28 protein-coding genes are annotated in these 26,541 nt (G+C 63.2%); 4 read left to right on the top strand and 24 right to left on the bottom strand.

Annotation, left to right across the window (positions count from 1 at the left end):
• Window positions 1–32 precede the first annotated feature (32 nt).
• The 4 genes from AAFN84_RS18925 to AAFN84_RS18910 are packed head-to-tail and all read right to left on the bottom strand — an operon-like array spanning window position 33 to window position 2,713.
• Window positions 33–413 (bottom strand): PTS glucitol/sorbitol transporter subunit IIA, encoded by a 381-nt coding sequence (locus AAFN84_RS18925; protein WP_347516198.1) that lies wholly within the window; start codon window positions 411–413, stop codon window positions 33–35.
• Between the two features lie 28 nt (window positions 414–441).
• The gene (locus AAFN84_RS18920) at window positions 442–1,440 is read right to left on the bottom strand and encodes a PTS glucitol/sorbitol transporter subunit IIB (protein WP_347516197.1); all 999 of its coding nucleotides are present in this window, start codon (window positions 1,438–1,440) and stop codon (window positions 442–444) included.
• A 19-nt stretch (window positions 1,441–1,459) separates the two neighbouring features.
• A complete protein-coding gene (locus AAFN84_RS18915; protein WP_347516196.1) occupies window positions 1,460–2,224 on the bottom strand; it encodes a PTS glucitol/sorbitol transporter subunit IIC in 765 nt (254 codons plus the stop codon).
• 51 nt (window positions 2,225–2,275) lie between these two features.
• Window positions 2,276–2,713: a transcriptional regulator GutM gene (locus AAFN84_RS18910; RefSeq protein ID WP_347516195.1), complete on the bottom strand. Its 438-nt coding sequence runs from the start codon at window positions 2,711–2,713 to the stop codon at window positions 2,276–2,278.
• Window positions 2,714–2,888: 175 nt separating this feature from the next.
• On the opposite strand from AAFN84_RS18910, the gene AAFN84_RS18905 reads away from it, so the two are divergent.
• Window positions 2,889–3,530 carry a hypothetical protein gene (locus AAFN84_RS18905; RefSeq protein ID WP_347516194.1) on the top strand — a complete coding sequence of 214 codons (642 nt, stop codon included), beginning with the start codon at window positions 2,889–2,891 and terminating at the stop codon, window positions 3,528–3,530.
• Between the two features lie 15 nt (window positions 3,531–3,545).
• Window positions 3,546–4,220, top strand: a complete 675-nt coding sequence (locus tag AAFN84_RS18900; protein ID WP_347516193.1) for an HAD family hydrolase — start codon at window positions 3,546–3,548, stop codon at window positions 4,218–4,220.
• A 9-nt stretch (window positions 4,221–4,229) separates the two neighbouring features.
• Here AAFN84_RS18900 and AAFN84_RS18895 read toward each other — a convergent pair whose 3' ends face one another.
• The 5 genes from AAFN84_RS18895 to AAFN84_RS18875 are packed head-to-tail and all read right to left on the bottom strand — an operon-like array spanning window position 4,230 to window position 9,944.
• Complete coding sequence (locus tag AAFN84_RS18895; RefSeq protein ID WP_347516192.1) at window positions 4,230–4,982, bottom strand: 5'/3'-nucleotidase SurE; 753 nt, start codon at window positions 4,980–4,982, stop codon at window positions 4,230–4,232.
• Window positions 4,983–4,996: 14 nt separating this feature from the next.
• The gene (locus tag AAFN84_RS18890) at window positions 4,997–6,145 is read right to left on the bottom strand and encodes an MBL fold metallo-hydrolase (RefSeq protein ID WP_347516191.1); all 1,149 of its coding nucleotides are present in this window, start codon (window positions 6,143–6,145) and stop codon (window positions 4,997–4,999) included.
• Window positions 6,146–6,147: 2 nt separating this feature from the next.
• Window positions 6,148–7,227: an ABC transporter ATP-binding protein gene (locus AAFN84_RS18885; RefSeq protein WP_347516190.1), complete on the bottom strand. Its 1,080-nt coding sequence runs from the start codon at window positions 7,225–7,227 to the stop codon at window positions 6,148–6,150.
• On the bottom strand, window positions 7,215–8,918 hold the full coding sequence (locus AAFN84_RS18880) for an iron ABC transporter permease (protein ID WP_347516189.1): 1,704 nt from the start codon (window positions 8,916–8,918) through the stop codon (window positions 7,215–7,217). Before AAFN84_RS18880 ends, AAFN84_RS18885 begins: the two co-directional genes overlap by 13 nt.
• Window positions 8,919–8,957: 39 nt before the next feature.
• Entirely contained in the window at window positions 8,958–9,944 is a 987-nt protein-coding gene (locus AAFN84_RS18875) for an ABC transporter substrate-binding protein (protein ID WP_347516188.1), read from the bottom strand.
• A 233-nt stretch (window positions 9,945–10,177) separates the two neighbouring features.
• Between AAFN84_RS18875 and AAFN84_RS18870 the strand changes: the two genes are divergently transcribed.
• On the top strand, window positions 10,178–11,137 hold the full coding sequence (locus tag AAFN84_RS18870; protein WP_347516187.1) for a sugar-binding domain-containing protein: 960 nt from the start codon (window positions 10,178–10,180) through the stop codon (window positions 11,135–11,137).
• On the opposite strand, the gene AAFN84_RS18865 is transcribed toward AAFN84_RS18870, so the two are convergent.
• From AAFN84_RS18865 to AAFN84_RS18820, 10 genes are all read right to left on the bottom strand, one after another.
• On the bottom strand, window positions 11,134–11,502 hold the full coding sequence (locus AAFN84_RS18865) for a hypothetical protein (RefSeq protein ID WP_347516186.1): 369 nt from the start codon (window positions 11,500–11,502) through the stop codon (window positions 11,134–11,136). The two genes, AAFN84_RS18870 and AAFN84_RS18865, sit on opposite strands and share 4 nt — an antisense overlap.
• 85 nt (window positions 11,503–11,587) lie before the next feature.
• A complete protein-coding gene (locus tag AAFN84_RS18860; protein WP_347516185.1) occupies window positions 11,588–12,991 on the bottom strand; it encodes a pyruvate dehydrogenase complex dihydrolipoamide acetyltransferase in 1,404 nt (467 codons plus the stop codon).
• A 3-nt stretch (window positions 12,992–12,994) separates the two neighbouring features.
• A complete protein-coding gene (locus tag AAFN84_RS18855; protein WP_347516184.1) occupies window positions 12,995–13,993 on the bottom strand; it encodes an alpha-ketoacid dehydrogenase subunit beta in 999 nt (332 codons plus the stop codon).
• A complete protein-coding gene (locus tag AAFN84_RS18850; protein WP_347516183.1) occupies window positions 13,993–15,030 on the bottom strand; it encodes a thiamine pyrophosphate-dependent dehydrogenase E1 component subunit alpha in 1,038 nt (345 codons plus the stop codon). Before AAFN84_RS18850 ends, AAFN84_RS18855 begins: the two co-directional genes overlap by 1 nt.
• Before the next feature lie 2 nt (window positions 15,031–15,032).
• Window positions 15,033–16,355, bottom strand: a complete 1,323-nt coding sequence (locus tag AAFN84_RS18845; RefSeq protein ID WP_347516182.1) for an NAD(P)H-dependent oxidoreductase — start codon at window positions 16,353–16,355, stop codon at window positions 15,033–15,035.
• A gap of 107 nt (window positions 16,356–16,462) precedes the next feature.
• Window positions 16,463–17,734 carry an FAD-dependent oxidoreductase gene (locus AAFN84_RS18840; protein WP_347516181.1) on the bottom strand — a complete coding sequence of 424 codons (1,272 nt, stop codon included), beginning with the start codon at window positions 17,732–17,734 and terminating at the stop codon, window positions 16,463–16,465.
• A 10-nt stretch (window positions 17,735–17,744) separates the two neighbouring features.
• On the bottom strand, window positions 17,745–18,599 hold the full coding sequence (locus tag AAFN84_RS18835) for an ABC transporter permease (RefSeq protein ID WP_347516180.1): 855 nt from the start codon (window positions 18,597–18,599) through the stop codon (window positions 17,745–17,747).
• Window positions 18,589–19,359 carry an ABC transporter ATP-binding protein gene (locus AAFN84_RS18830; RefSeq protein WP_347516179.1) on the bottom strand — a complete coding sequence of 257 codons (771 nt, stop codon included), beginning with the start codon at window positions 19,357–19,359 and terminating at the stop codon, window positions 18,589–18,591. The genes AAFN84_RS18835 and AAFN84_RS18830 overlap by 11 nt, the downstream gene beginning before the upstream one ends.
• Before the next feature lie 57 nt (window positions 19,360–19,416).
• Window positions 19,417–20,430 carry an ABC transporter substrate-binding protein gene (locus AAFN84_RS18825; protein ID WP_347516178.1) on the bottom strand — a complete coding sequence of 338 codons (1,014 nt, stop codon included), beginning with the start codon at window positions 20,428–20,430 and terminating at the stop codon, window positions 19,417–19,419.
• A 55-nt stretch (window positions 20,431–20,485) separates the two neighbouring features.
• Window positions 20,486–21,145 carry a GntR family transcriptional regulator gene (locus tag AAFN84_RS18820; RefSeq protein WP_347516176.1) on the bottom strand — a complete coding sequence of 220 codons (660 nt, stop codon included), beginning with the start codon at window positions 21,143–21,145 and terminating at the stop codon, window positions 20,486–20,488.
• 134 nt (window positions 21,146–21,279) lie between these two features.
• Between AAFN84_RS18820 and AAFN84_RS18815 the strand changes: the two genes are divergently transcribed.
• Window positions 21,280–22,041: a hypothetical protein gene (locus AAFN84_RS18815; protein ID WP_347516175.1), complete on the top strand. Its 762-nt coding sequence runs from the start codon at window positions 21,280–21,282 to the stop codon at window positions 22,039–22,041.
• Window positions 22,042–22,060: 19 nt separating this feature from the next.
• Here the strand turns inward: AAFN84_RS18815 and AAFN84_RS18810 are convergent, their stop codons facing one another.
• The 5 genes from AAFN84_RS18810 to AAFN84_RS18790 form a co-directional block, all read right to left on the bottom strand.
• Complete coding sequence (locus tag AAFN84_RS18810) at window positions 22,061–23,350, bottom strand: TRAP transporter large permease (RefSeq protein ID WP_347516174.1); 1,290 nt, start codon at window positions 23,348–23,350, stop codon at window positions 22,061–22,063.
• A 1-nt stretch (window position 23,351) separates the two neighbouring features.
• Window positions 23,352–23,870 (bottom strand): TRAP transporter small permease subunit, encoded by a 519-nt coding sequence (locus AAFN84_RS18805; RefSeq protein WP_347516173.1) that lies wholly within the window; start codon window positions 23,868–23,870, stop codon window positions 23,352–23,354.
• A 12-nt stretch (window positions 23,871–23,882) separates the two neighbouring features.
• On the bottom strand, window positions 23,883–24,875 hold the full coding sequence (locus AAFN84_RS18800) for a TRAP transporter substrate-binding protein (RefSeq protein WP_347516172.1): 993 nt from the start codon (window positions 24,873–24,875) through the stop codon (window positions 23,883–23,885).
• Between the two features lie 109 nt (window positions 24,876–24,984).
• Window positions 24,985–25,662: an RraA family protein gene (locus tag AAFN84_RS18795; RefSeq protein ID WP_347516171.1), complete on the bottom strand. Its 678-nt coding sequence runs from the start codon at window positions 25,660–25,662 to the stop codon at window positions 24,985–24,987.
• A gap of 7 nt (window positions 25,663–25,669) precedes the next feature.
• A complete protein-coding gene (locus AAFN84_RS18790; RefSeq protein ID WP_347516170.1) occupies window positions 25,670–26,470 on the bottom strand; it encodes a carbon-nitrogen hydrolase family protein in 801 nt (266 codons plus the stop codon).
• Between the last annotated feature and the right edge of the window lie 71 nt (window positions 26,471–26,541).

Here is a 26,541-nt window from a genome sequence, read left to right as displayed (position 1 = left end):
AACGGTATCCTGATGTCGTCCAGTGCCTGTCGTCAGGTGGCGATCGTGATCACCGTATCCGGCGTCAATGCGGCGACGAGCGCCTGCGTGTCGACTTCCGAAGCGCATATCTCGCCCGGGCGCTCCGCTTGCGTAGCGCCGTTGAAGGAGATCACAACATGCCCGATATCGAGCACCTTGCTCCATGCCGTGGCGCCGACGGCGGTGATCTGCGCGGCAACCTCTCCGATGCTGATGGAGGCTCCAACCAGCGGGGCCTCGTTACTCGGGCCTTCGTCGCTGCGGTGCAGGACGGAGACTTCCGCAAGTTCGGGCGGCGATCCCTCCGCAAACAGGATGATCACGCCGCCCTCGGCGAGGTCCGCCACTTCCGGTCCCACTGCGGTGACACGCGTTTTCAGTAGAACCGTCATGTTGGCGAACCTCCTTCTCTTGCTTTCCTTAAAGGACGATCAGGCTGACCGCCCAGGCGATGAGCACCGAAACCGGCCCCATGATCTGGCGGCTGATCAGCACTGCCGGCACGCCGATCTCGATCGTCTTCGGCTTGGCCTCGCCGAGCGCCAGGCCGACGGGGACGAAGTCGCAGCCGACCTGGGTGTTGTAGGCGAACAGCGCCGGAAGAGCCATCGCCGGCGAGATCGTTCCGTTGGCGATCTGAGGGCCGATGATCGCCACGCCGATGACCTGCGCGATCACGGCACCGGGCCCGAGAATCGGCGACAGGAACGGCAGGCCGCAGATCGCCGAGATGATCAACAGACCGATGATGTTGTTGGCCAGCGGTCCCATTGGCTGGGCGAGGATGTCGCCGATGCCGGTATAGAGGATGAGACCGATGAGCATGGTCACGAACGCCATGAACGGCAGCACGTTGCGCACCACCTGGTCGATCGTGCGGCGGCCGGCATTGAAGAAGATGCCGACGACACGGCCCATCACGCGGCCGACCGAACTGATGAGGCCGACGATGCCGCCCTCATTCTGCGGCGCGGCTGCCGGTGCCGGCGTGCTGCTGGGGCTCATCGATGCTGCTCCCCCCGCGGCAGTCACCGGCTCGCTGCCGTCCGCCAGTGTGACGTTCTCCGGCTTCACGCCCGAGACGTAGATGTCTTCCGTGATGAACTGTGCCAGAGGTCCGGCCTGGCCAACTGGCGTTAGGTTGACGGTCGGGATGCGCTTGCGGGGGTAGACGCCGCAGCGCGCGGTGCCTCCGCAATCGACCACCACTACCGCCATCTCGCCTTCGACGGGTGGCGCGCGGAAGCCGTCGACAGCTTCGCCACCGGTCAGGTCGGCGATGTGCTGGGCAACCGGATGGATGCCGCCGCCGGTCACAGAAACGATCTTGTTGCGCTGTTCGGTCGGCTCGATGACGAGCGGGCCACCCCAGCCGCCCGAGCCCCTCGAAATCCGTACGGCCTTGTATGTCTTTGTCATGATGTCCTCCCTCCCCGGCTCAGAGCTCGACGCCCTGGCGGCGGGCCATGAAGGCCGTGATGCGTTCTGTGAGCATGCCCTTGAGCAGGATCACGACGAGACCGACGAGCGCGTACCAGATCGCGACCTGGATATGGTAGCCTTCGGCCACCGAACCGTTGCGTTCCAGTTCGAGTAGCGCGACGAGAATACCGCCCCAGACGAAATATTCGCCGGGGTTCACGTGCGGGAACAGACCAAGCGGGGGGTGCACATAGGACACGGCCGCGTCGTAGAAGGCCGGCTTGTGCTTTTCCTCGAGGAACGAGCCGAAGGTGTAGGCCATCGGGTTCGTGAGGAAGAAGACCGCGAGAACCGGAAGCACCGTGTAGCGCGTCAACGCGATGCGTCCCGCACCCTGGGCCAGGCCATGGACGCGCTTTTCGCCCACGAGTTCGGTGACTGCATAGAAGGCCGTCATCAGCACGACGAGCGTCGGGATGATGCCGGTCACGAAGCCGGCAAATACCTTGCCGCCTTCCTGGAATATGCCGATGAAGTATTTGCCCGCAGCCGTCAGCCAGCCGAGCTGTTCCTCCTGGGTGACGTTTTCAAGCCGTTCCCTGAACTCGTCGACGCTGATCCCGCCATCTTGCGTCGCCTGTGCAAGAACGACGTAATCGTTCGCGGTGTGTTGCACGGCGAGCTTGCCGTGCAACGCAGCATCCGAGACCATGGAGCCTGCGACATGCAGGTTCTGCACGGCCATATCGGCATGCTGCGCCAACATAGATAGTACCGACATCCTTCCTCCCTCCTAAATGCCGCCGGCAGGCATCTGCCGGATTCGGCTTGCCTAAGCGCCAGCGGCGCTGATACCCGACAGGCCGGGCTGCCTTCTCGGCTCCGCCCGCGCGCGGTCGATCTGCTCGATCGCCCGCGTGACGGCTTCGGTCACGCCGGGGTGTTCCTCTCCCAAGATGGCGGGGTCGGAACGAAGCCGGTCGAGGGTCATGCCCTCGAACTCCTCATGCCGTTTGAATTTCGTGAACACGGTGCGGCCGCTCATCAGCAGCAGTCGGCGGACGATGAGATCGGGCGTCACGACCACCAGCGCGATCGTCCCTCTCTTGAAGCGGCCGCGATAGTTTCCGGCTCCGACGAAGCCGTCGCTGTATTTCTCGGTGATGCCCTTGAAGACGCCCGAATAATGCTGCATCTGCAGCCAGACGCCCAAGGCCTGCAGTGCCCACACGCCGGCAAGCAGCAGCAATCCCCATTGCCAGATAGCCATTCGGAGCATCCTCCCGAATTCCCCGCGCCGGCAACCTCACCTACCGGCATCCGCCATTTAGAGAACATTTGTCTCCTGAAGTGTCAATATGTATTATCCTTGCCGAGAATGGCGTCTGCCGGCATGGTATCAGCCAGGCTGGATGGAAGGCTGTCGTCGGGAGGAGTCAACGCGAATGGACCTGCGGTTCAAGGACGAACTGGCGCAGATGCCGGATTTGCGGCATCGATTGCGGCGGTTGCGCTGGTTCCGGGCGACCTTCCGCGCCAATGCCAAGGCGGTCACGCGGGTTTACGGTCTGCGCTACGACATCGACGACACGATCCTGACCAAGGTGTTCCTGGACTGGGTCGAAACGGTCGAGACGCAGAAGGACCATGCGCGCCTCGATCGCGCCGACTTCATCGTTTTCGCCGCGGGCCTGGTCCTGCGTGAGCTGATTCGATGCAATCCGGCGAGACTGGCGAGCGAGGACGTCCGGTTGGAACCCGGGCAGGATCCTGAATTGATGGAAATCGCGCGCTTCTGGCCGGAGGGCTTCCTCTACACCAACTATTGCGTTTCGGCGATTTCGGCCATTCACGAGCAGGAGTTCGGTCACGCGCCGCAGCTCGATTCCTGCGTCGACGACCTGCGAACCTGGTGGAGTTACCGCGAGAATGCCGAAGAGATGCCGGCGCTGGCGATCGCTTTCCTCGACCGCTTTCTTGGCACGGAGCCAAACTGGGCCATGCCTGATACCGGGCTTTCGCGACAAGCCGTGCGGCAGGCGCTATCCCGGTCATCGCACGACTCGTCCCTTCCCCACCAAGCCTGAAAGCGGAGCCTACGCGTGAGCGGCAAGTCCCTGATAATTTTCGATTGTGACGGCGTGCTCGTCGACAGCGAGCCGCTTGCCGCCCTCGCCTATGAGCGTGTCTACGACAAGCATGGCATGCGCGGTGTCAGCGCGGACGTGATAGCGCAGTGCATCGGCATGAAGCAGGCGGACATCATCGTCAGGATCCGTGACCTGACGGGACACCTTCTCGGCGAGGACAAGCAGGGCGACATCTGGGCCGAGACGAAGGCTCTGTTCACCGAAAAGCTGCAGCCGACGCACGGCATCAAGGGATTTCTCGAGGCGCTTTCTGTAGACCGCTGCGTGGCATCGTCATCGTCACTCGAGCGCATCCATCACAGCCTCGACGTTACCGGGCTCGCGGGCTATTTCGGCGACGCGATCGTCAGCTCGTCAATGGTCGCGCGCGGCAAGCCAGCGCCGGACATCTTCCTGTTTGCTGCCGGCAAGATGGGTGCCGAACCGTCGCGCTGCGTCGTGATCGAGGATTCGCCGTTCGGGGTCGAGGGTGCGGTGGCCGCCGGCATGGTGGCGATCGGCTTCACGGGTGGCAGTCACACTTATGACGGCCATGGCGCGCGCCTGGCCGAGAAGGGCGCGATGAGCATCTGTTCCACCTGGGATCAGGTGGCGCGGGAGCTCGATCGTTTCGGGGTGCACGCCTGACGGCTTTGGTCAGCTCGGCGTTGCTTCGAGTTCATCGAGAAAGCTCTGGCTCAAAGGCGTGTTTCCAAACCAGTTCAGCCGGTTGATCGTCACGAAACCTGCATCGATCAGGCTGTTGTCGTCGCCGGGAGTGGCGGTGTGAGCGCGGCCTCGTGGAATAACGAGCACCGTGCGGTTGCCGTCCGTTTCGATCGCCTCGGCAGTTCGCGCGATCTTGTCGCGGCCGATGAACGGTTGGCGGATTTCTGCCGGCAGGGCGTGGGGGAGGTTCACGGCGAGATAGTGTCCTTCCAGCGCCCATCCTGCCCTGCGCTGCCACAGCGTCGCGATCAGCGCTGCGAGCCAGTCCGGGTCTTCGGAAGAGATCGCAGCATTCTTGACCCGTGAGAATCCGACGGAGGGCAGGCCCCAGAACGAGGCTTCGCGCGCTATGCCAAGCGTACCGGAATAGGCGATGTCCTCGCCGACATTGCGTCCGTCATTGATGCCGGACAGCACGAGATCGGGCTTTCGCTCCTTGTCGAACAGCCACGCCATCGCGGTCACGATGCAGTCGGCCGGCCGGCCCGAGCAGGCATAGCGGCGCTCGCCGCGCTTGTGCATCGTCAGCGGCTTGCCGATGGTGATCGAGGCGGCAGCGGCCGTGTGCTTGTCCTCCGGCGCAACGACCCAGACGTCGTTGCTGATCCGTTCTGCGGCTTCCACCAGCCGTGCCAGCCCAGGAGCTTCGATGCCGTCATCGTTGCTGACGAGTATCCGCATCGCGCCGCTCCGCTTCAAAGTTTGAATGTCTGGCCTGTGCGGCTATCGACGCGCAAGCCAGGAATATGCGAATGCAGCGCCTGCAGATCGGCCGGCGGGCACGAATGGCCCAGCGCCATAGGTCGCCCCGCACCTTCCCATATCGCTACGTTGCCTGGCCGCGTCGGGTGCGTCGGCATGCGGATCCAGTCCGCCTTGCCGGCTGCATGCATCGACTGGCCCGGCGAGCCGGCCGGCAGATGGCCGGTGAGCAGGACAGGGAAGCCGGCCGCCTCTGCTCGTGGCAGAAGTCGGGCGGAGGGCCCCGCCTGCCCCATCCCATCGTCGGCAAGCAGCGGAACTTCCGGCAAGGCGTCACCGTCGCGCCAGTCGACTGCGTTGGCCAGTTTTTCGTCGAGGCGTTCGGCCATGCCGGGCCGAAGTGCGGCTTGCGTCGCGATTTGCGCATGAAGGGCGTCGCGCATGCTCGCGTGGATGGCGAAGGCGGCAGGAAAAGCGGCGATGAGTTCGAGCGAGCGACCGGAGAGCGGCGTCGGAAGCAGGCAGCCGCGAGGATGCATCGCAATCCAATCGGCGATTGCCTTCGAACGATCGGTACCGGGAACGGGATCGTCTCCGTAGGACGCGTCAAGTACGACCAGATCGCATTGCGGGATCGGGTCCATGAAAAAGACGCTGCTGTCTGGCACCACGTCGCCGCAATGCACGACGCGGCTGCTGCCGTCATCCACGGCGAACCAGACACCGCCGACGACATGGCCCGAACGTCCGGTCTCCACCGTCATGTTGCCGATGGAGAGAGTCTCGCCGGGCTCGAAGATTTCGATCTGGCCACGCGGAAACGGATTGGCCTTGAGATCGGCGGGACGTGCATAGGCGGCAAGCGTTGCCGGGGCCTCCTGGATCGTCTCTGCGGTCATGAAGATGCGGCCGCGAAAGCCTTGACCCTGCAGCCAAGCAAGGGCTCCGACATGGTCTTCATGCGCATGCGTTACCAGCAGAGCGTCGAGTTCAGATGCGGCCCAGACCAAGGCAGGGTGATACGCGTCGCCCTGAGCGCCGACCTTTATGCCTGCATCCATAAGCAGGCAGGTCGCGCCGCTCCTTGCCGCGATGCTGGTACGGCCCTTTTCGCCGAAACCTCCGAACAGTCCGATGTCCATGGTCAGCGCGGCGCCTCGGCGGGAATGAGCCAGCCGGAACTGATCCGCAGGCGAGCCTGCTTTCCTTCCACGAACTGATTGGGATCGGGCAGCTCGAAATGCATGTTCAGGTGAGGATCGGCCGCCGGAGCAAACTCGATCCGCGTCTCCCCGCCCTTGTAGACGGCGCGCTTCACTGTCCCGTCGAGCCCGGGCTCATCACCTGACGCCGGCGCGAGGTCCGATGCGCGGCAGCAGATCTTGGCGTTTTCGCGTGGCTTCTCGCCTGGGCGGCAACGCACCACCGTCTCCTGACCCAGCACGCTGACGCGGCACTGCCCCTCGGCCTCCTCGCTCAAGACGGTGGCTGGCAGCACGATGCCTTGCGCGATGAACGATGCGACCATTTCCGTGGCCGGCTCGCGATAGAGCTTGCGTGGCACGTCCAATTGGACGAGGCGTCCCTGATCCATGACGGCGATGCGGTCGGCCAGCGCCATCGCCTCCGCCTGATCGTGGGTGATGTAGATGATGGTCGTTCCGGTGCGCTTGTGGAAGGCCGCGAATTCGTCCTCCATCGAAGCGCGCAGATGAACGTCGAGGTTGGCCAGCGGTTCGTCGAAAAGCACGAGCGATGGCGCGGCGACAAGACAGCGCGCCAATGCCACGCGCTGGCGCTGGCCACCCGAAAGCTTGGCCGGGTAACGCTCGCCGAATCCTTGGAGGTCGACGAGAGCCAGCGCGTCCTCGACCTTCCTGCGCGCCTCGTCCTTTGGCACCTTGGCGACCTTCAGCGCGTAGCCGACATTCTCTTCAACCGTCATATGCGGCCACAGCGCATAGTTCTGGAAGACGATGCCGACACGGCGCTTTTCCGGCGGGAGGCTGCGCTGCGGGCTTGAGACGATGCGGTCTCCAATCGCAATGGTTCCGGCCGTCGCGTCCTCGAAACCGGCCACCATGCGTAGCAGCGTGGTCTTGCCGCAACCGGAAGGACCGAGCACGGCGAGGAATTCCCCGTCGGCCACGTCGAGCGTCACCTCCTTCAGTGCGTCGAAGTCACCAAAGGTCTTGGTGACACCCTTCATCGTCAGTCCCGCCATGGAAGCACTCCGCTCGGAAGGTGGCGCGCGAACAGATTGGTCGCCAGCATCAACCCGAAGGTGATCGAGACGACGATCAGCGACAGCGCCGCCGCATATTTCGAATCCCCGCCCTGCTCGAACGAGAACATCACGACGCCGATGGTCTCGGCCCCGGAGGACCAGAGCAGCGCTGACACCGTCAGTTCGCTCAGGGCCGTCATGAAGATCAGCAGGCCGCCTGCCATGGCAGCGGGCGCGACAAGCGGGAAGATGATCGTGCGCATGCGCATGAACAGGCCGGCTCCGCCCACCTGTGCGGCCTCCTCCAGCGCACGGTCGACCTGGTGATAGCCGCTCACGGTCGGGCGCAACGCAAGCACGAGGAAGCGCGCGAGATAGGCATAGAGGATGATCCAGATGGTATTATAGATGTGAATGCCGGTGATCGGCATCGGCCGCAGGAAGAGCAGCAGCGATGCAATTGCCAGAACCACGCCTGGCAGCGCGTAAGGCAACTCGATCATCAGGTTCACGTAGCGAACCCATTTCTGTTTGCCCCAAGCGACCATGTAGGCGATGGGAAGCGCGGCCAACACCGCGAAGATGGCGGCACCCAGCGACAGCATCAGGCTGTTGACGAATGCACGCCGCGCGCCCCCATGTTCGAACAGGATGAAGCGGAAATTCTCAAGCGTCGCCGTTTCCGCCGTGACCGGAATGCCGTATCCCGGCACCAGCGACGTCAGCAAAAGTCCGAACAGCGGCAGCACGAGCATGCCCAGCACGATCGCCCACATGGCGATCTCCACCGGCAACCGGTAACGGCCGAGCCGATACGGATCCGCGGGCAGCGAGGTGGAACTGATGCGGTAGTCGCGGCGACGGCTCATGACTTCCTGGGCAATGATGCCGGCCATCGCGATGATGCCGATGAGCACCGAGAGAAACGCGACTTCACTCAGGACGGCAGGCCCCGCGCCGGCAAGGCGCTGGTAGATCAGCGTCGGCAGAACGAGATAATTGGCCGGAATGCCCAGAAAGGCAGGAATACCGAAGTTTCCAACGCAAGACACGAAAGCGAGTGCCGCGGCTGCCACGATCGACGGGGTCATCAGCGGCAGGATGATGGTGCGCAGCACCGTCGCCCAGCCAGCGCCGCCGGCGCGTGCCGCCTCCACCAGTTCGCGCGGCAGCTTGCGCAGCCCGGCGCGCACCAGCAGGAAGACGAGGGGCGCATACTGGATTCCCAGAAGTATGATGATGCCTTGTGGTGAATAGAGCGGGTTGGGCGTGCCCAAAGGTGGAGCGATGCCCAGCAGCTTGAGGAACGGACTCGCCGGACCGAAGAGCTGCAGCCATGCGAGCGCCGTCACCTGCGGCGCAATCATCAGCGGCATCACGAAGCACAGCACGAACGCGTTGCGCCCGCGCAGGTCGGTGAGCGCGACGACGAGCGCGATGAGCGTGCCCCCGACAACGGCGAGCAGCGTGCCGCCGAGACCGACGACCAGCGTGTTGAGAGTCGCCGTCCAGGTCGAACTCTTGGCGAGGCCGACCTGGATCGCGGAGAGAGAGAACGTGCCGCCGGGCAGCACGATCTCCTGAAGCAGCCGCAGCATCGGCATGAGCGAAAGGACTGCGATTATGACGGCAACTGCCAGGGTCAGGGCCAGTTCCTGGCCCCGCCATTGTTTCCATGCTTCCGTCATCGTCGCTCTTTCGCCCTCGCTGCTATGCGGCGATTTCCCTTAGCCGCCGAACAGCTCGGAGAACTTTTCCTTGTCGGCCTCGATGCGGTCCGCGACACCCTGGATGTCGACGTTCATGACCTTCACCTCGGTGCCCTCGGGCAGCCACGATGGGTTGCCCACTGACATGTTCGCCGGAATGTAGCCCATGTCGCGCGCCAGAGCCTGACCGTCCTCCGACAGGATGAAGTCGACGAAGTGCTTGGCGTCGTCGACATTCTTCGCGGTCGACATGATGGCAACAGGCTCCGTCACCGCCGGGACACCCTCGGCCGGGAAGACGAATTCGACCGGAGAGCCTTCCGCCTTCGCGTTCATGGCCATGAAGTCGACGAGGATGCCGTAGGGCTTTTCGCCGGCAGCGACCGACTTGAGAACGGCGCCGTTGCCGCGAACGCTCATCGCGTTGTTGTCCTTGAGGCCGGTGTAGAAATCCCAGCCGATCTCGTCATCGAGCGCGAAGCCCGACATCATGAAGGCTGCGGCTCCCGAGTAGAGTGGGCTCGGCATGGCAACGCCGTCCTTGTATTCCGGCTTGACCAGATCATTCCAGTGTTCCGGCTTCTCCGCGGCCGCTGTGTTGTAGGCGATACCGGTGGTGATCAGCTTGCTGCCGAAGTAGGTCATGTCGGGATCGTAGGAGCCTTCCACGAGCCCTTCGACATTGGCCTCCGGATAGGCCATCAGGCGATCGTCCCTCTTGAGCAGCTCCATCGAGACCGCGTCTGCGATCAGCAGCACGTCGGGCTGCGGTGCTCCGGCCGCGAACTCCGCCGCCAGCTTGGTGAGGAGATCGCTCGTTCCCGAGCGGAAGATCTGGACGTCGACGTCCGGGTGAGCAGCCTTGAATGCGTCGACGGTCTTGGTGGCGTCCGCCTCGGGCTGCGAGGTGTAGAGCATCAGCGTTTCGGCATTTGCAACACCGGCCGAAAGCGTCAGCGCGAGGGCTATCTGGCTTGCAGCCAGCTTGAGAGAAAGCGTTTTCATGAAACCTCCTGTTTGCATCTTACGGTCCGGCCATCGCTTTGTGACAGCCTTCCAGCTCCTCCCTGCACGGCGCATATGACTGCTGGATGACATCGCGCCCGATCGACATAAAATATGTTCATTTGTTCACTGTCAAATACATATGAACAGCGCTTAGCCGGTTTTCGACTGCCTTTTCCGTTGACAGCAGGGTGACGGAACGACGATGGGAGTAGCGGGGGAGGAGCCATATGATGTCCACTACGAAGCGCCGCGCCGCGATGGTCTCCTCCGACCTCAACGTCAAGACTGCGTGGCTCTATTATGTCGAAGGGCTGACCCAGGAGCAAATTGCCGACAGGCTCGACGTCAGCCGAGTCAAGGTGATGCGGACGCTCGCGGCTTGCGTCGCCGAAGGCCTGGTCGTTACCACCATCAATGCGTCCACGGCGGGCCAGGTCGAGCTTGAGCGGCGCCTGGAAGAGCGCTTCGGTCTCCACGGGGCGATCGTCGTTCCGACGCCCGCAGAGGGCGAGCATCTGGAGCGGGCCATTGGGCATGCGGTCGCGCTCTATCTGGGCGAGGCGATGCAGGATGGCATGACGCTGGCGATCGGCGGTGGCGCGACGCTTCATGCAAGCCTTGGTTTCATGAAGCGCCGACGTTTGAAGAAGGCATCCGTCGTCGGCCTCGTCGGCGGGCTGCCGCATTCGCACTGGATCAATCCGTCGATCGTGGCCGCCAAGGTGGCGGAGATGTTGGAAGTCGACAGCTACCAGATCACCGCACCGGTGATGGTTCACGATCCTCTCTTGCGAAGCCTGTTGTGGGAGCAGCCCGAACTCATGGACGTCCGCCGGCGCGCGGCGGCGGCCGACATCGCTGTCCTGACCGTCGGCGAACTGACTCCGAACGCGACGATTTTTCGCCACAAGATCGCGCCGGCATCACTTCTTCGACCCTTGAAGGCTAAGGGCGCCGTTGCGAACCTGCTCTGCTATTTCGTCGACAGCGACGGGGAGCTCGTCGATCATGAGGTCAACAGTCGCGTGGTGGCGATCGATCTGGAAACGGTGGCGGCAATTCCCAACGTGGTCCTCGCCGCAGGGGGGCGTGAAAAGGTGGAAGCCATCCGTGCGGCCCTCAAGGCTGTCCGTGCCGGCATGCTGATCACCGACAGCGAAACTGCGAGCCGGCTTCTCGACGGCGACTAGAGCAGGCCGCGCTCGCGCAGGAAATCGTCGACGCCGACATGCGTGTTGGCCTCGAACTCGTCGATCGCCTCGACCAATCGTTGCCGCTCAGCCAGCATGAAGGTCAGGACGTGCATTATTTCGGCCGACAGGCCGAACCTGTCCCATCGTTCGGCAACGTGCGCCGGCAGGCCGATCGCCAGGCAAAATGCCTTGAGGTCCTCATGGCCGAGTTCGCGTGCGAACGCGCGCGTGGCTTCCGCCGACATGCGCGGCTCGAACGCATGATCGTGCAACCGCTGCGCCATGAACTTGATATCGGTCGGCGAGGCCTTCATCACCTTGCCGAGCAGCGATCGCATGTCAGGGGGGGTAAATTCGGACATCGCAGCGTCCTTCCAGTGCTTTGCCGGCTCTCCGCCGACAGAAACATCATGCGCCCGTGCGCGACTTCAGGCAACTGACTCGTGCCTACACCAGCATCGTCAGCGGGTTTTCGATCGCGCGCTTGAAGGCGGCGAGCAGTTCGGCGCCGAGCGCGCCGTCGACGGCGCGATGGTCGGTCGACAGCGTCACCGACATCACATTGGCAACGACCACCTGCCCGCCCTTGACCACCGCCCGCTCCTCGCCCGCGCCGACCGCCAGGATCGTCGCATGCGGCGGGTTGATGACGGCGGCGAAATCCTTGATGCCGAACATGCCGAGATTGGAGACCGCCGTTGTGCCGCCCTGGTATTCCTCCGGCTTCAGCTTGCGGTTTCGCGCACGCATCGCCAGGTCCTTCATCTCGTTGGAGATGACCGACAGCGTCTTTTCGTCGGCCTTGCGCACGATCGGCGTGATCAGCCCGCCCGGGATCGACACGGCAACGCCGACGTCGGCATGCTTGTGTTTGAGCATGCCGCCTTCGGTCCACGACGCGTTGGCGTCGGGCACGGCCCTGAGCGCCACCGCCATCGCCTTGATGACCAAGTCGTTGACCGACAGCTTGTAGGCCGGCTCCTCGCCCTTGTCTGACTTGACCTTGGGAGCGGCATCGTTGAGCTGCTTGCGCAGCGCCAGCAGCGCGTCGATCTCGCAGTCGAGGGTGAGATAGAAATGCGGGATCGTCGACTTCGCCTCGACCAGCCTGCGCGCGATGGTCCTGCGCATCGCGTCATGCGGCACGAGTTCGTAGGAGCCTTCCTCGAACAGTTTCAGCCCCGTATCGTCGGACATTGGCTTCGGGTGGGAAATACCCCCCTCTGGCCTGCCGGCCATCTCCCCCTCAAGGGCGGAGATTGGCAGTTCTGACGTCGGCGATTGTCTGATCTCCCCCCCTGAGGGGGAGATGGCCGGCAGGCCAGAGGGCGGTGTGCCGCCGGCAATGGCTGCATCCACATCCGCCCTGACCACACGCCCTCTAGGACCCGAGCCCGCAATGCCGGCAATGTCGACGCCGGAATCCTTCGCGATGCGGCGGGCGAGGGGGGTCGCGCGGACCTGCCCGTCCGGACGTTGTTCCTCAGCCTTGTTCTTTCCCTGCACGGCGACAACATCGGCGTTTTCCTTCGCCTCCTGCTCGCTGGCCGATGGTTCGGCACGAGATGAGGAACCTGCCGCGGGCTTGTCAGGTATTGTTCCCGCATCCTCGCCCTCAGCGTAGATCCAGGCCACGGGCTCGCCGACGGGGATATCCACACCTACCGCACCCGTGATGGCGCGCACCGTACCGCTGGCTGGTGCGTCAATTTCCATCGCGGCCTTGTCGGTCTCGATTTCAAACAGCACGTCGCCCTGTTTGACGACAGCGCCTTCCTCGGCATACCAGCGGGTAATCCGGCCGGTCGCCATGTCCATATCGACCTTTGGAAGAATGACCTCGACCGGCATGGTTCAGCGCCTCCCTTTCACGAGGTCGCGCGCGGCGGTGACGATGTCGGGCACCTGAGGTACGACCGCCTTCTCCAGTTCAGGATTGTATGGGATCGGTGTTTCCGCGCCACCGAGGCGCACGATCGGCGCGTCTAGAAAATCGAATGCGTCGCTTTCCGCGATCGTGGCCGAGATCTCTGCTCCGATGCCGAGCGTCTTGACGGATTCATGGACGCTGATCAGCCGCGACGTCTTCTTGACGCTGTCGATGATCGTTTGACGGTCGAGCGGACGGATCGTCTTGAGATCGATCACCTCAAGGTCGATGCCCTCGCCGGCAAGCAGTTCCGCGGCTTCGAGCGCCTTGTGCACCATGATCGAGGTGGCGACGACGGTGACGTCCCGGCCCTCGCGACGTACCTCCGCCTTGCCGATCGGCACGGTATAGTGGCCCTCTGGGACCGGACCCTTCATCTTGTAGAGAAGCTTGTGCTCGAAGATCATCACCGGGTCGGGGTCGGCAATGGCGGCAAGCAGCATGCCCTTCGCATCATGCGGCGTTGCCGGTTGGATCACCTTGAGCCCCGGGACGTGGCCGAGCCAGGCTTCGAGGCTCTGGCTGTGCTGCGCGGCCGCGCCGGTCCCCGAGCCCGCCGGAAAACGCATGACGAGCGGCACAGAGACCTCGCCGCCGAGCATGAAGCGCATCTTGGCGGCCTGGTTGACGATCTGCTCCATCGCCAGCGTGGCAAAATCGGAGAACTGGAACTCGAAGATCGGCCGCATGCCGGTCATTGCCGCGCCCACCGCGACGCCGGCGCCGCCAAGTTCGGAGATTGGCGTATCCATGACACGATCGGGTCCGAAGCGCTCGACAAGATCGCCGGTTACCTGGAACGCTCCCCCATAGACGCCGATGTCCTCGCCCATCAGGAAGACACGTTCGTCAGCCTCCATGGCGATGGCCATGGCTTCCTGTATCGCCTGCGCGTAGCTCAGTTCGCGTGGGGTGGCATCCATCACGCCTGCTCCTCGGTATAAACGTACCGGGCGACGTCGGCGACATCCGGCGCGGGGCTGGTCTTGGCGAATTCGATGCCTTCCGCGATCTCGCGCTTCACGTCCTCGCGGATTGCCTCGATGCCGGCGTCATCGATGATGCCGAATTCCTTCATCTCGCTCTCGAACAGGATGATCGGATCGCGGTTGGTCATCCAATCCTCGATTTCCTCCTTGGTGCGATAACGATTGCGATCGCTCTTGGAGTGTCCACGATAGCGGTAGGTCTTGGATTCGATGAGCGTCGGGCCATCCCCGGCGCGCGCGCGCTCGACCGCCTCATGGGACGCCTCGGCGACCTGGCTGAAATTGTTACCGTCGACGATGACACCCGGCATCGAATATGCGGCGGCCCGGTCGGCAATGTTCTTCACCGCCGTCGACCGTTCCGTCGACGTGGACATGCCGTAGCCGTTGTTCTCGCAGACGAAGATGACCGGCAGCTTCCAGACCGAGGCCATGTTCAGAGCCTCGTGGAAAGCGCCTTCGTTGTTGGCCCCGTCGCCGAAGAACGAGATGACGACATTGCCGGTCTTCATTTTTTTCGCCGTCAGCGCTGCCCCCACAGCGATGGGAATGCCGCCGCCGACGATGCCGTTTGCGCCGAGATTGCCGCCGGCCACGTCGGCGATGTGCATGGAGCCGCCCCGGCCCTTGCAATAGCCGGTGGTCTTGCCGAAGAACTCGGCGAACATGCGCTTGACGTCGGCGCCCTTGGCGATGCTGTGGCCATGGCCGCGATGGGTCGAGGTGATCTGGTCGGCGGTCTCCAGCGGCATGCAGATGCCCATTGCGCTTGCCTCCTGGCCGATCGACAGGTGCATCGTGCCGTGGATCAATCCGCGCGTGTAGGAGTCTTCAGCGCCTTCCTCGAAACGGCGGATCAGATACATCTTGCGCAGTGCCTCGCGCAGCGCCGCCGCGTCATACTGCCGGTATGCGAACGGAAGGTTGGCGAGGGTCTGTTTGCTGGTGGGCTTTTTCCGTGCTGCCGTCATGGTCAGGCGTCCCCGTAGACGAGCCGGTCCTGGCGGGCGCGCAGCTCGGCGATCTTCGAGCCCGGCGCCGGAGCCGCATTTGCATAGGTGATGAGTTCGCCCTTCCTGATCGGCGCGGTGACCGAGCCACCCTGCAGCAGGCCGCAGGGGATGGCCTTGGCCGAACGCGCTTCGGAAGCCGTCATGATCCATGCCCGGTAACAATATTCGCCGATCGCATCGAGCGCCTCGCCGGGCTGCATGTCCTTCTTGGCCACGGCGCAGACTTCCGCCACCGGCTTCGACAGCGGCACCATGTCGGCCTTGCCGTAGAGCACGGCGCGGGCGCAGGTCAGCGGGACTTCCAGGCTGGTCAGGTGATAGGGACGATGGAAGGTGAAGTATGGGCCCTTCCCCATCTTGAGGTCTTCCATACGCTCGCTTATGCGCGGATGCGACATATCGGCGACGACGAAAACGCCTGGCGCGACGCCCTTGCCGATCGAATAATCGACGACGCCGACCTTCGACAGCACGCCGCCATCCTTCTCCGGTACCAGTGTGGTCGCCAGTTGGTCGAGCGTTGCGGCTGGACCGTGCATGCCCGGCTTGTCCGGCACCAGGCCCGTCGCGTTGGCGATTGCCGCCATCTCCACCATGGTCTTTGAGCCGTCGACGAACTCGACCAGCATGCGCACATTCATGTGGCGGCGCGCCGCTTCCTCTTCATAGGCGGGCGGGGTCGCATCGATGTTGAGCGGATTGTTCTTGCCTTTGCCGGCGGCAACGATCGGATGACCCATCGCAGAGACAAACTCGATCAGTTCCATGCAGGACGAAGGCTCGTCGCCGGCACCGAGCGAATAGACGACACCGAGCCGGTCGGCCTCGCTCTTGAGGTAGGCACCGATGGTCACGTCGGCCTCGACATTCATCATCACGAGATGCTTGCCGTGCTCCATCGCATGGAGGCCTATCTCGGCACCGACGGCCGGTACGCCGGTGGCGTCGATGACGACGTCGATCAAATCGTTGCCGAAGACGAGGTCGGCGTCGCCGGTGACGGCGATCTTTCCGGCTTCCATCGCTTCGGTGACGGCTGAAGCGTTGCCCGCCTCGCGTGCGTGGCCCTTTTCCTGGTAGGCGATGTCGACCGCCTTGACGGCGTTCGGCAGGTTGAGTTCGCAGATTGCGCCGATCTCGATGCCATCCATATGGGCGACGCGGGTGACGATGTCGGTTCCCATCTCGCCGGAGCCGATGAGGCCGATGCGGATCGGCTTGCCAGATTTCGCGCGTTCCTGAAGATCGCGGGCGAGCCCCGTTGGGGCGACGTTGATGCTCATGACGTGTTTCCTCCGAACGGCTGTCAGCCGTGGAGTCTATCACTATTGAACATCTGTTTCGCAATCAAGGCGAATGTACAACATCTTTCGGCAGTTTGCAGGTCCGGCTAGACGAGAGCGCCCTGCTCGCGCAGCAGCGCCTGGATGCGATCGAGGTTGGTGCGGTGCCCAGCGTCAACGTGATCAGCCGCCGCAACGCCGGCCGCCTGGCCCGTCGCAAATGCGGTGCCCATCACGCGGATCGATCCATAGGCTTGTGCGTCGGCGCCGATGACACGACCGCCATACCAGAGATTGTCCAGCCCCTTTGCACGAATCGAGTCGTAGGGCACGTGACAATAGCCGCTGCCGCCGATCGACGTATAACTTGGCTTGCCCGCCTCGCCATGCAGCTCGATCGGCCACGCGGCCCGCGCAATGCCATCGTCGCGCAGACGTCCTAGCACGACGTCTTCGCCGGTCATTTCGTAGCGCGCGGCGGGATGGCGGGTCTCGCGCACGCCGATCTGCGGGCCGGTCGCCACCAGATAGGCGCGTTCGAAGCCGGGCAGTTCACGCTTGAGAACAGCAACATAATCGTTTGCCCGTGCGCGTGCTTCCATCTCCGCAGCGGTGAAGCTTTCGGAAGACAGGTCCGGCAACGGCACGTCGACCGTCATCCACCACATGTCATGCGAGAGCGGCAGGCGGATGACGATGCCACCGTCGGTCCGTTGGATCGGATAGCGACCGTTTTCGTTGTAGCGCGCGATCACAGCCTTCAACGCCGCGCGGTCTATTTTGAGGTCTGCCGCAATGCCACCGACGCGGATGGGCATGGTCAACGCCTGCAGCTTGCCCTCGCTGTCGCCGACGCGAAAAGGGACGCCGGCCAGCATGGCGAGATTGGCGTCGCCGCTGGCATCGACGAAGGCTTCCGCTGCCACGCGGGTGCGCCCATCCATGCCGGCAAGGGTGATCGCCTCCAGCCGGTCGGCGGTGCGTGCAACGGATGCGACGCGGGTATGCAGCTTGACGTCGATGTCATACCGGCGAACGAGGTTGTCGAGGGCGAATTTGAGCACTTCGCCGTCGAGCAGCACGATCCAGTTGCCGGTGGTCTCCGAGCGGTAGGCTTGGCCATCGAGGCCATGCCGCCTTAATTCGTCAATCACCTCGACCCCGACCCCCGCGACTGCACGCGTTGGTTCTTTGCCCTGCTGGAACAGTCCGCAATAGGCATAGACTTGCGAGGTCGTCGCCGCGCCGCCGAGAAAGCCATATTTCTCCACGAGGCAGACCTTGGCGCCTGCCTTCGCCGCGCCGATGGCGGCCGCCACGCCGGCCGCGCCGCCGCCGCACACGGCCACGTCATAATCGGCCTCGAAGCGTTTGGTCATGGCTTTGCCGTCATGTGCGCCAGTCGAGAAAATACTGCTCGGCCTTGCCGATCAGCCATCCGACGGTGAGCCCGAGAACCGACAGCATGGCAACACCCGCTATCAACTGGTCCGTGGCGAACAGTGCCCCGGCCATGAGGATATAGGCGCCAATACCATGCTGGGCGCCGATCATTTCCGCTGCGACGAGAAGCACGATCGCGATCGATGCCGAGATGCGGAACCCCGACAGGATCGCCGGCAGTGCGCCGGGAATGATGATCTTGCGAACAATCGACAGCCACGAAAGCCCGAATGACTGGCCCATGCGGATCAGGTTGCGGTCGACATTGTCCACGCCGCCATAGGTGGCGATGACAGTCGGGAAGAAGGTGCCGAACAGGATCGTCGCCACCTTGGAACCCTCGCCGATGCCGAACCAGACGATGAACAACGGCAGCAGCGCGATCTTCGGGATCGGGAACAGCGCCGAGACGATCGGCAGCAGGCCAGCGCGCGACAGCGAGAACAGGCCGATCATCAGTCCGACCGCGACACCGAGCGCGGACCCGAAGATCCAGCCGACCGAGAGCCGATAGAGGCTGGCGCTCAGATGCGTCCAGAGCATGCCGGTCCGCACCAGGTCCTGGAACGCGCTGAACGCCTCCGACGGCGCAGGCAGGGCGATCGAGCTGATGAAGCCCGTCTGCGAGCCAAGTTCCCACAGTCCGATCAGGACGATGAAGACGATCGGCGAGATGAGGCGGAATTTCCGGACCCTGAAGCCGCCGCCGCGAAACGGCACCGGACGGGCATCGGCCGGCGGAACGATGGTCTCCTGCTGCAACGAGGTGGCGTGCACCGTATTGACCGTCTCAAGCGACATCCGACAACTCCATGTCCGCGGCGCGGGCTTCGTCGCGCATCAGGTTCCACAGATGACGCTGGGTCTCTTCGAGTTCGGCCAGTCTGTCGACGCGCTCCTCAAGCGGCATGTCGATGCGAACGATCTGACGGATTCGCCCCGGACGTCGTGAAAGGACGATGATCTTGTGGCCGAGCCGCACGGCCTCCGCCAGGTTATGCGTCACGTAGCAAGCGGAGAAGCGTTCGCGCGTCCACAACTCGATCAGGTCGTCGAGCAGAAGTTCGCGGGTCTGGCTGTCGAGTGCCGACAGCGGTTCGTCCATCAGCATGACGGCGGGGTTCACCGACAAGGCGCGGGCAATCGCGACTCGCTGCTTCATGCCGCCCGAAAGCTGCCGCGGCAGGGCCTTGCGGAAATCCGACAGCTTGGTGCGGCGAAGCACGTCGTCGATGACGGCGTCGGCCTTCGCTCCCTTGATGCCGTGGTCCTCGAGCACGAGGCTGACATTGCCCTCGACAGTGCGCCACGGCAGCAGAGCGAAGTCCTGGAAGATGTAGGTGAGCGGGTTGAGCGAATCCGCCGGCGGCGCTCCGGCGATCAGGACGCGTCCCGCGCTTGGCTGCTCAAGGCCGCCGATGAACCGGAGGAGCGTGGACTTGCCACACCCGGACGGTCCGATGATGCAGACGATCTCGCCGCCCTTCAGCTCGAAATTGATGCCATCCAGCACCTCGGTCTGACCGTAGTGGTGAGACAGATTGTCGACCACGATGTCCATGTTGATTCCCCTGTCGAGGATGGGCCGGCCCCGGCAAAAGGGGCCGGCGCTGCTCACTCAGAACGTTTCGACGAAGCTCGTGTCGACGAGGTTTTCCATCGATGCTTCCGCGGGCACGAGGCTCTCCGACTTAAACCATTCGAGCTGATCCTCGACGCTGGCGACGTTCAGCCTGGCGTTCTCGTTGATCCGCATCGCGCCGGCACGGATTGCCGGGTCGGCGGCTTCCAGCGGACGGTCGGAATAGATGTATTCGTGGATCATTCCGACGACCTCGGCGCTGTCTTCGTCGGACATGGTCTTGTCGACGAAGGCTGCATTGTAGTCGGCCACGCCCTTGGAGAGAGCGGCGAGGTACTTCTCGACCAGCTCGCGATTGTTCGCAACGTTGTCCGCAGAGGTGAAGATCGTCGTCACCTGGTAGCCGTCGACGTAATCCGACACCTTGCCGATCTCGAAGACATCGCCGCCCTTGGTAAGTCCGGCCGCAATGTTCGGGACGATCGACCAGGCATCGATCTGCCCTGACTTCAGCGAAGCGATCACTGCCGGAACAGCATTGAGCGGAACGAGTTCGAGCTCGGAACGCTCGAAGCCCTCCTTGTCGGCGATCTTGTGCGCCATGTAATGAAAGGAAGATCCGGCCGTGGTGATGCCGAAGCGCTTGCCGGCGAGGTCGGCGGGCGACGTGACGCCCGCTTCATGGGCAGCCTTGGACACCAGGATCTTCTGACCGTCGATCTCGGGTGTCTCCTGCAGCGCGCCGCCGATGATCCTGACGGCGCCCTTCTCGGCGAGGCTCACAAGGCCGGCCGTCATCGCGGTCATGCCGAAATCGACGTCACCGGATGCAATCGCCACTGCCATGGGCTGCGCCGCCTGGAACGGCACGAACTCGACTTCCAGCCCCTGCTCGTCGAAATAGCCCTTGCCTTCCGCGATGATGCTCGGCGAGTGCGAGACCAGCGACAGGATGCCGACCTTGATCGGCTCCGCGCTGGCGGCGCTGGCAGAGACCAGCATGGTAGCGGCGGCGAGAGCGCCAAATGTCCTGCGTGTGATGGAATTCATGTCATTCCTCCCTGTATTGGTACGTTTTCGTGGTGGTTTCGGCATCAGCCGTATCTCAACGCGTCAGAACGCCGAGAATCTGGATTGACAGGTGTTCGCACGCGCGATCCGCGTTGCGTGCAAGCGTTGCCTGGACGACCTCGCTCAGGTCGCCCGTTTCCGTGGTGAGGTCGATGCGTCCTTCCACGAGCGCGGCATATCGGAAACGCCGGCTCTGGGTGAACAGGCGGTCCTGGAATTCAATCAGCCTCGGCGAGCGGCACGCGGATACCAAGGTCGCATGGAAGTAGCGGCCCGCCTCGTCCCACTCGATGGCATATGCCGCACGGTCGCCTGCGGTCTGCGCGCAAAGCTTCGAATAGGTGTGGAACGCGGCGAGTACTTCGCCCTCCCAGCGCAGGTCGCCATGCTTGATCGACCAGCCGAGCCCGAGCGTCTCGATCTCTGCGCGCAGGCGGCAGATGTCCTCAAGGTCGGTCTGGGTCGCGGAGGCGACGCGGAAACCGCGCTGGGCGCTGGCTTCGACGATCCCTTCACTGGCGAGGAGGGTTAGGGCCTCGCGAAATGAATGCGCCGACCCGCCGTAACGTTGGCGCAAATCGTCAATCTTGAGTTTCGCATCCGGGGCCAACACGCCAATGGAAATATCGCGACGCACCTGGGAAGCGATCAACCGCACGACCGTGTCAGAATCCCGTGTCTTCCTCCCGAACACGCACTCTCCTCCAACGCGTCAGAAAATCTTCAATATTTCGCCTGCTATTGAGGGATAGAGCGAGAGTCAAGCGAAGGGATGGAATTTTGGCGACGGCGAAGCGATTGGTCACAGGGCAAAGCCGGGTGGTATTCATGATCGGAACGCCGATCGCCCAGGCGCGCGCGCCCTACCTGTTCAACGCGTATTTCGCCTCTCGCGGAGAAGACCGGATCATGGTGCCGCTCGACGTCAGCACAGCGGCCCTGGCCGGCTTCGTCGACATGGTTCGCGACGCAACCAACTGTGACGGCTTCGTCTCGACACTTCCGCACAAGAGAGCGCTGCTCGGTTTGGTGGACGAGGCGTCTGAAACCGCCAGGGCGTTGGAGAGCGTCAATGTCGTGCGTCGCGATCAAGGCGGCAGGCTGAGCGGTGACATGGCCGACGGCGCCGGATTCTGGAACGGTGCGGCGTCCGCCGGGTTCGATCCAACAGGAAACCGGATAGTGCTTGCCGGCACCGGCGCCGCCGGCACGGCGATCGCCTACGAATTCGCCCAAAGGGGCGGAGCCCATGTCGCACTATGGTCGAGAGATGAGGGGGAGGTCGAGGCGCTGGCCGCCCGGCTGGCCGGAACCGGTTTGACCGTACAGCGCGAGATGCCCACTTCGCTGGAAGACTATGCCATGGCGATCAATGCGACACCGGTTGGCATGGCAAATGCGCCGGGCACTCCGTTCCCAAAAGAGTTGCTGTCGACCCTGCCGAAGGACGCCTACGTGGCGGACGCGATTACCGATCCGCTCGAGACCCAACTGCTGCGGGATGCCGCCGCGCTCGGGCTGAGGACGGTGGATGGCCAGGCTATGACGCTTGGCCAGTTCCGCCGCCTGCGCGACACACTCGGCGTTTGAAGCCGAGGATGCGCGCTCCTCACTGTTGAGGCCCCATGATCAGGTTCGGCAGCCACAGGGAGATTTGGGGGATCGCGGCCAGCAGGAACAACACGATACCCAGCGGCAGGAAATACGGGATCACCGAACGCACCACGTCTTCCACCGGTATCGCGGCGATGCGGGAGACGATGTAGAGCCCGATCCCGAGTGGCGGCGTGACAATGCCGAGAATGATCGACATCTGCAGTACGATGCCGAAATGCACGCGGTCGATGCCGTACGTGTCGACGAGCGGCAGCAGGATGGGCACGAGCAGCAGCTTGATCGTCACGCCGTCAATGAAGCAACCCAGGATGAGCACGGATGCCATGACAACGACGAGGAAGAAGAGCGTGCTTTCAACGAGGTCGGGTATGGATGCCGCTAGGGTCTGAGGGATTTGCTCGATGGCGAGCAGCCAGCCCATCGAGTTTGCGAAGCCGATGATGATCATGATCATCGAGGTGATAAGCATGGTCTCGGTCGTTGCTTCCCAGACCGCCTTCCATGAAATGCTGCGAAAAATGATACCGAGCAGGATGATGTAGGAGCAGGCGAGCACACCCGCTTCAGACGCGGTGGTCGTGCCCGTCAGGATGCCGATCATGATGATGCCCGGCGCCATCAACGCTGCCGCACCCGTTATAGCGTGGCCCCAGATTTCCTTGAGGCTGGCGCGCGGCTGTTGCGGGAACTCCTGCCGCGTGGCGAGAAAGCGGTTGAACAGCATCAGCGCGCCGGCGATCAGGAATGCAGGCACGATGCCGGCTAGAAACATGCGTGCGACCGACGTGTTCGAAAGGAACGCATACACCACGAGCGGCACGGAAGGCGGAATGAAGGGTGCGACGATGGACGACACGACCGTAATGGCGCCGGCGAACGAGGCTTTGTAGCCATTTTCGCGCATCGCCTTGATCTCGACCGCGCCAAGGCCAGCGATATCGGCGACCGCAGCCCCGGTTCCGCCGGCCAGTAGCACCGAGGCAAGAACGTTCACCTGGGCCAAGCCGGCACGGAAGTGACCGACGAGCGCGTTGGCAAGGTTGAAGATGCGTTCGGTCATCCCGACCGAGTTCATCAGATTGCCGGCAAAAATGAAGAACGGGATCGCCAGCAACGACGAATTGCTGACCCCCTCCAGCACCTTCATGGGCAGGATCCAGAGCTGACCTGTGAAGCCGGAGGTGATGAGCGCTCCCGCGACGGCAACGCCGATGGCGGCTGTGATCGGCACACGGATGGCGAGCAGGACGATAAAGGCGGTGAACAACCCGATCGCGATCATGTCAGTTCTCCTCCGTTGCGCCGGGCCGAACCGCCGGTTCCACGCCGCGGAGAATTGCTATCGCCCTTGCGATGTCGAGCGCGATCAACACCACGATGAGGGTACATGAAACGAAGAACGGTATTGAAAGCCAGTATCGCTGGAGACCAACCATGTCGATGCGGCCCACCTGCCGCGGGACGAGCGTTAGCGCCTGATAGAGCAGCAGCAGCATCAGGCTTGCGATGATGACACCGACGACGATTTGCAGGACGGCTCTCGTCGTCGGGCCAAGCCGCCTCACGAGGATATCGATGGTGATGTCCTGGTTGCGTCGATAGATGACGAAGAATCCCAGGAAGATCATCCAGACGAACAGAACCTCGGTCCATGGGAAGACCCAGATGATGCCGGTATCAAGGATGAGGCGGGAGAGAATGTTGGCGAGGTTGATCGCCAGCATGGTGATGAGCAGGCCATTGGCTGCGAACAGGAACACCCGTTCGCAGCCGGCCAGTCCTCGCTCCAGCGAGTCCAGCATTGTCGGCCCGCCTCAGCGCGTCGCGTTGACGGCGTCGAGGAAGCCGGCCGGCAGTTCGCCGGCGTCGTTCATCTGGCCATAGAGTTCGGCCATCCGCTCGACGAATGGAGCGGTGTCGATCTGGGTGAAGGTCACGCCCTCGGCCTTCATGCGCTCGATCGAGGCGTCGGCAACGGCGTCCGTCTCGGCGGCGGACTCGGCTGCCACCTCGTCATACGCTTCGAGGATTTGAGCCCGCGTTTCCTCGTCGAGGCCGTTCCACGCATCGGCATTGGCCATGAAGGCCAGACCTTGCGGGTACTCGTCATGGCGGATCACGTAGGGCGCGACCTCGTAGAAGCGCATCGGCTCGACGAGCGCGATGGGGCTGTTGACGGATTCGACGATGCCGCGACCGAGCGACTCGTAGACTTCCGTCCAGCCAAGCGTGCGAACCTCGGCACCGAGATGACGCCATGCGGCCGCTGCGAGTTCATCGGGATGCAGGCGCAGCCGGATGCCACTCATGTCTTCGAGCGACTCGACCGGCTTTGTCGCCACCATCACCCGGTAGGGTCCGCGCACCATCTTGGTGGGGTCGCCGATGACCGCGATGCCGTGCTCGTTTTCGATGGTCTCATGCCAGCCAGTGACGAGGTCGGACGCCATGAAGCGCGACCAATGCTCGCGATCGTCGAAGAGAAAAGGCGCGGAGACGAACTGCATCTCCGGCACCCATTTCTGCAGATAGGCCGAGCCTTCCGGATAGATGTGGACGGTGCCGAGCTGAAGCTGCTCGAGGATGGCGTCATCCTTGCCGAGCTGTTCGTTCGGATAGACCTCGACGGTGATGTCGCCGCCAGTCTTCTCGGCGATGCGGTCCGCGACCGCCTGGAAGATCTCGCCTTCGACGGAATCCGCCGGCATCTTGTGTGCCATGCGCCAGGTCTCGGCGGATGCTGCCGAAACGAAGCTGGAAAGGGCCAGCGCAGCAGCGGCCAGGATGGATGTGGTTTTCAAGTTCATGTCAGGCTCCCATTCAGGTGTTCAGTCAAGAATTCACGGGCCTCTTTTTGTCGTCCCGGACCTGCGGTCTGCGACGAATTTTCTGGACCCTTGCGGTTGCAGTCTTCCGCTATTCAGCGGCAATCGGTGCCAGTGCGGCGTTCACCTTGTCGCTTGCGCCGGTGATCTGCGGCAGCTTCTCGCCATTGCGCAGACGTTCCAGCACGGTGAGCTCCCTTTCCTGCATGCCGATGGCGCGCTCTGCAACCGCCAGGCACTGCGAAGGCTTGAGGAACAGGACGCCGCTTTCGTCGGCGAGCACGGCGTCGCCGGGTTCGACGGCCTGGCCGCCGACGGAGACCGGCACGTTGAAGGCGCCCTCGAGCCCCAGCAGCTTTGTGGTGATCGGCGCAGGACCGCTGCACCAGATTGGCATCTCGCAGCGGCGAATCTCGTTGAAGTCGGTGGCTGGACCGTCGATCACGGCACCGACAATCCCGGCCAGCTTGGCGGCATTGGTGACCACGCCTCCCCAGCAGGCATGTTTCGTGTCGCCGCCGCGATCGATGACCAGAAAGTCACCAGGACGGACCAGGCCAAGCACGTGATGAAGAAGAGTCGAGTCCGCGCCAGGGATGCGCAACGTCACGGCCGTGCCGGCGACGCGCTTTTCCGGCAGCACGGCGCGCAGGCGATTGTCGGCGAACTGCGTATGGAGGAAATGGCCGGCGGTGGCCGTCTCCACCAGTTCGAGCCGGGCGATCGTTGACGCCGGAATCTGTTCGGGCAGAGGGTTGATCTGGAACATGTCTACCTCAAAGGACGTGATGGTTCTGTACCGGCACGTTCTGGCGGACGCGCTTGCGGTATTCGTGGTTGAGTTCCGCCGTGGCGTGGCCGACATGGTCGCCGACCTGCGCGGAGATGTGACCCCAAGGGTCGATCACCATGGAATGGCCGTAGCAGGCCTTCTTGCCACCGGCATGGGTGCCGATTTGGCCGACCGCGATGAAGTGGCTGCCAGTTTCGATCGCACGCGCACGCGCCAGCACTTCCCAGTGATCCTTGCCCGTCATCAGCGTGAATGCGGCCGGCAGCACCATGACGTCGGCGCCATTGTCACGCAGTTTGCGGAACAGTTCCGGAAAGCGAATGTCGTAGCAGATGCCACAGCCGACTGTCGTGCCGTTGACGTCGTAGGTAACGACTTCTGAACCGCGTGCAATCGTCTCGCTCTCGCGGTGGCTGACACCGCCCGGCACGTCGACGTCGAAGAGATGGATCTTGCGATAGCGCGCCTTTTCCTCTCCATCGGGGCCGAACACCACGGTGGTGTTGTGAAATTCGTTGCCGGCCTTTTCGACGATGCTGCCGCCATGCAACGTCACGCCGTGCTCGCGCGCCATCTCTACCATTGCGGTGTAGGCATCACCCTCGGGGAATTCCTCTGCGCTCGCATGGAAGTCGGCGGGACCGTCGCCGAGAACGGCCCAGTATTCGGGAAGTACGATGAGATCCGGCTTGTCTGCGGCAGCCTTTGCAACCAGCGAACGGGCCGCCTCGATGTTGGCAGCCTTGTCGCCCTGCGAATTCATCTGAATGATGGAAATCTTCACGTCATCCTCCAAAACCGTGTGAAGCCATGCTGTGTCGCAAGGGAAGATGAGTCCAACGACTAAATTTTGCC

The sequence above is a fragment of the Mesorhizobium sp. CAU 1741 genome (assembly GCF_039839275.1).
Taxonomy (GTDB): domain Bacteria; phylum Pseudomonadota; class Alphaproteobacteria; order Rhizobiales; family Rhizobiaceae; genus Aerobium.
This window is presented reverse-complemented; position numbering and strand designations above follow the sequence as displayed.

What these genes read in the sequence shown, in the direction of transcription:
- AAFN84_RS18810 (WP_347516174.1), bottom strand. Translation starts at nt 23,350, where the DNA reads ATGATCGCGATCGGGTTGTTCACCGCCTTTATCGTCCTGCTCGCCATC.
- AAFN84_RS18925 (WP_347516198.1), bottom strand. Translation starts at nt 413, where the DNA reads ATGACGGTTCTACTGAAAACGCGTGTCACCGCAGTGGGACCGGAAGTG.
- AAFN84_RS18885 (WP_347516190.1), bottom strand. Translation starts at nt 7,227, where the DNA reads ATGGCGGGACTGACGATGAAGGGTGTCACCAAGACCTTTGGTGACTTC.
- AAFN84_RS18840 (WP_347516181.1), bottom strand. Translation starts at nt 17,734, where the DNA reads ATGACCAAACGCTTCGAGGCCGATTATGACGTGGCCGTGTGCGGCGGC.
- AAFN84_RS18905 (WP_347516194.1), top strand. Translation starts at nt 2,889, where the DNA reads ATGGACCTGCGGTTCAAGGACGAACTGGCGCAGATGCCGGATTTGCGG.
- AAFN84_RS18870 (WP_347516187.1), top strand. Translation starts at nt 10,178, where the DNA reads ATGTCCACTACGAAGCGCCGCGCCGCGATGGTCTCCTCCGACCTCAAC.
- AAFN84_RS18910 (WP_347516195.1), bottom strand. Translation starts at nt 2,713, where the DNA reads ATGGCTATCTGGCAATGGGGATTGCTGCTGCTTGCCGGCGTGTGGGCA.
- AAFN84_RS18795 (WP_347516171.1), bottom strand. Translation starts at nt 25,662, where the DNA reads ATGTTCCAGATCAACCCTCTGCCCGAACAGATTCCGGCGTCAACGATC.
- AAFN84_RS18880 (WP_347516189.1), bottom strand. Translation starts at nt 8,918, where the DNA reads ATGACGGAAGCATGGAAACAATGGCGGGGCCAGGAACTGGCCCTGACC.
- AAFN84_RS18875 (WP_347516188.1), bottom strand. Translation starts at nt 9,944, where the DNA reads ATGAAAACGCTTTCTCTCAAGCTGGCTGCAAGCCAGATAGCCCTCGCG.
- AAFN84_RS18825 (WP_347516178.1), bottom strand. Translation starts at nt 20,430, where the DNA reads ATGAATTCCATCACACGCAGGACATTTGGCGCTCTCGCCGCCGCTACC.
- AAFN84_RS18845 (WP_347516182.1), bottom strand. Translation starts at nt 16,355, where the DNA reads ATGAGCATCAACGTCGCCCCAACGGGGCTCGCCCGCGATCTTCAGGAA.
- AAFN84_RS18855 (WP_347516184.1), bottom strand. Translation starts at nt 13,993, where the DNA reads ATGGATGCCACCCCACGCGAACTGAGCTACGCGCAGGCGATACAGGAA.
- AAFN84_RS18805 (WP_347516173.1), bottom strand. Translation starts at nt 23,870, where the DNA reads ATGCTGGACTCGCTGGAGCGAGGACTGGCCGGCTGCGAACGGGTGTTC.
- AAFN84_RS18890 (WP_347516191.1), bottom strand. Translation starts at nt 6,145, where the DNA reads ATGGACATCGGACTGTTCGGAGGTTTCGGCGAAAAGGGCCGTACCAGC.
- AAFN84_RS18865 (WP_347516186.1), bottom strand. Translation starts at nt 11,502, where the DNA reads ATGTCCGAATTTACCCCCCCTGACATGCGATCGCTGCTCGGCAAGGTG.
- AAFN84_RS18835 (WP_347516180.1), bottom strand. Translation starts at nt 18,599, where the DNA reads ATGTCGCTTGAGACGGTCAATACGGTGCACGCCACCTCGTTGCAGCAG.
- AAFN84_RS18915 (WP_347516196.1), bottom strand. Translation starts at nt 2,224, where the DNA reads ATGTCGGTACTATCTATGTTGGCGCAGCATGCCGATATGGCCGTGCAG.
- AAFN84_RS18800 (WP_347516172.1), bottom strand. Translation starts at nt 24,875, where the DNA reads ATGAACTTGAAAACCACATCCATCCTGGCCGCTGCTGCGCTGGCCCTT.
- AAFN84_RS18895 (WP_347516192.1), bottom strand. Translation starts at nt 4,982, where the DNA reads ATGCGGATACTCGTCAGCAACGATGACGGCATCGAAGCTCCTGGGCTG.
- AAFN84_RS18860 (WP_347516185.1), bottom strand. Translation starts at nt 12,991, where the DNA reads ATGCCGGTCGAGGTCATTCTTCCAAAGGTCGATATGGACATGGCGACC.
- AAFN84_RS18850 (WP_347516183.1), bottom strand. Translation starts at nt 15,030, where the DNA reads ATGACGGCAGCACGGAAAAAGCCCACCAGCAAACAGACCCTCGCCAAC.
- AAFN84_RS18815 (WP_347516175.1), top strand. Translation starts at nt 21,280, where the DNA reads ATGATCGGAACGCCGATCGCCCAGGCGCGCGCGCCCTACCTGTTCAAC.
- AAFN84_RS18830 (WP_347516179.1), bottom strand. Translation starts at nt 19,359, where the DNA reads ATGGACATCGTGGTCGACAATCTGTCTCACCACTACGGTCAGACCGAG.
- AAFN84_RS18920 (WP_347516197.1), bottom strand. Translation starts at nt 1,440, where the DNA reads ATGACAAAGACATACAAGGCCGTACGGATTTCGAGGGGCTCGGGCGGC.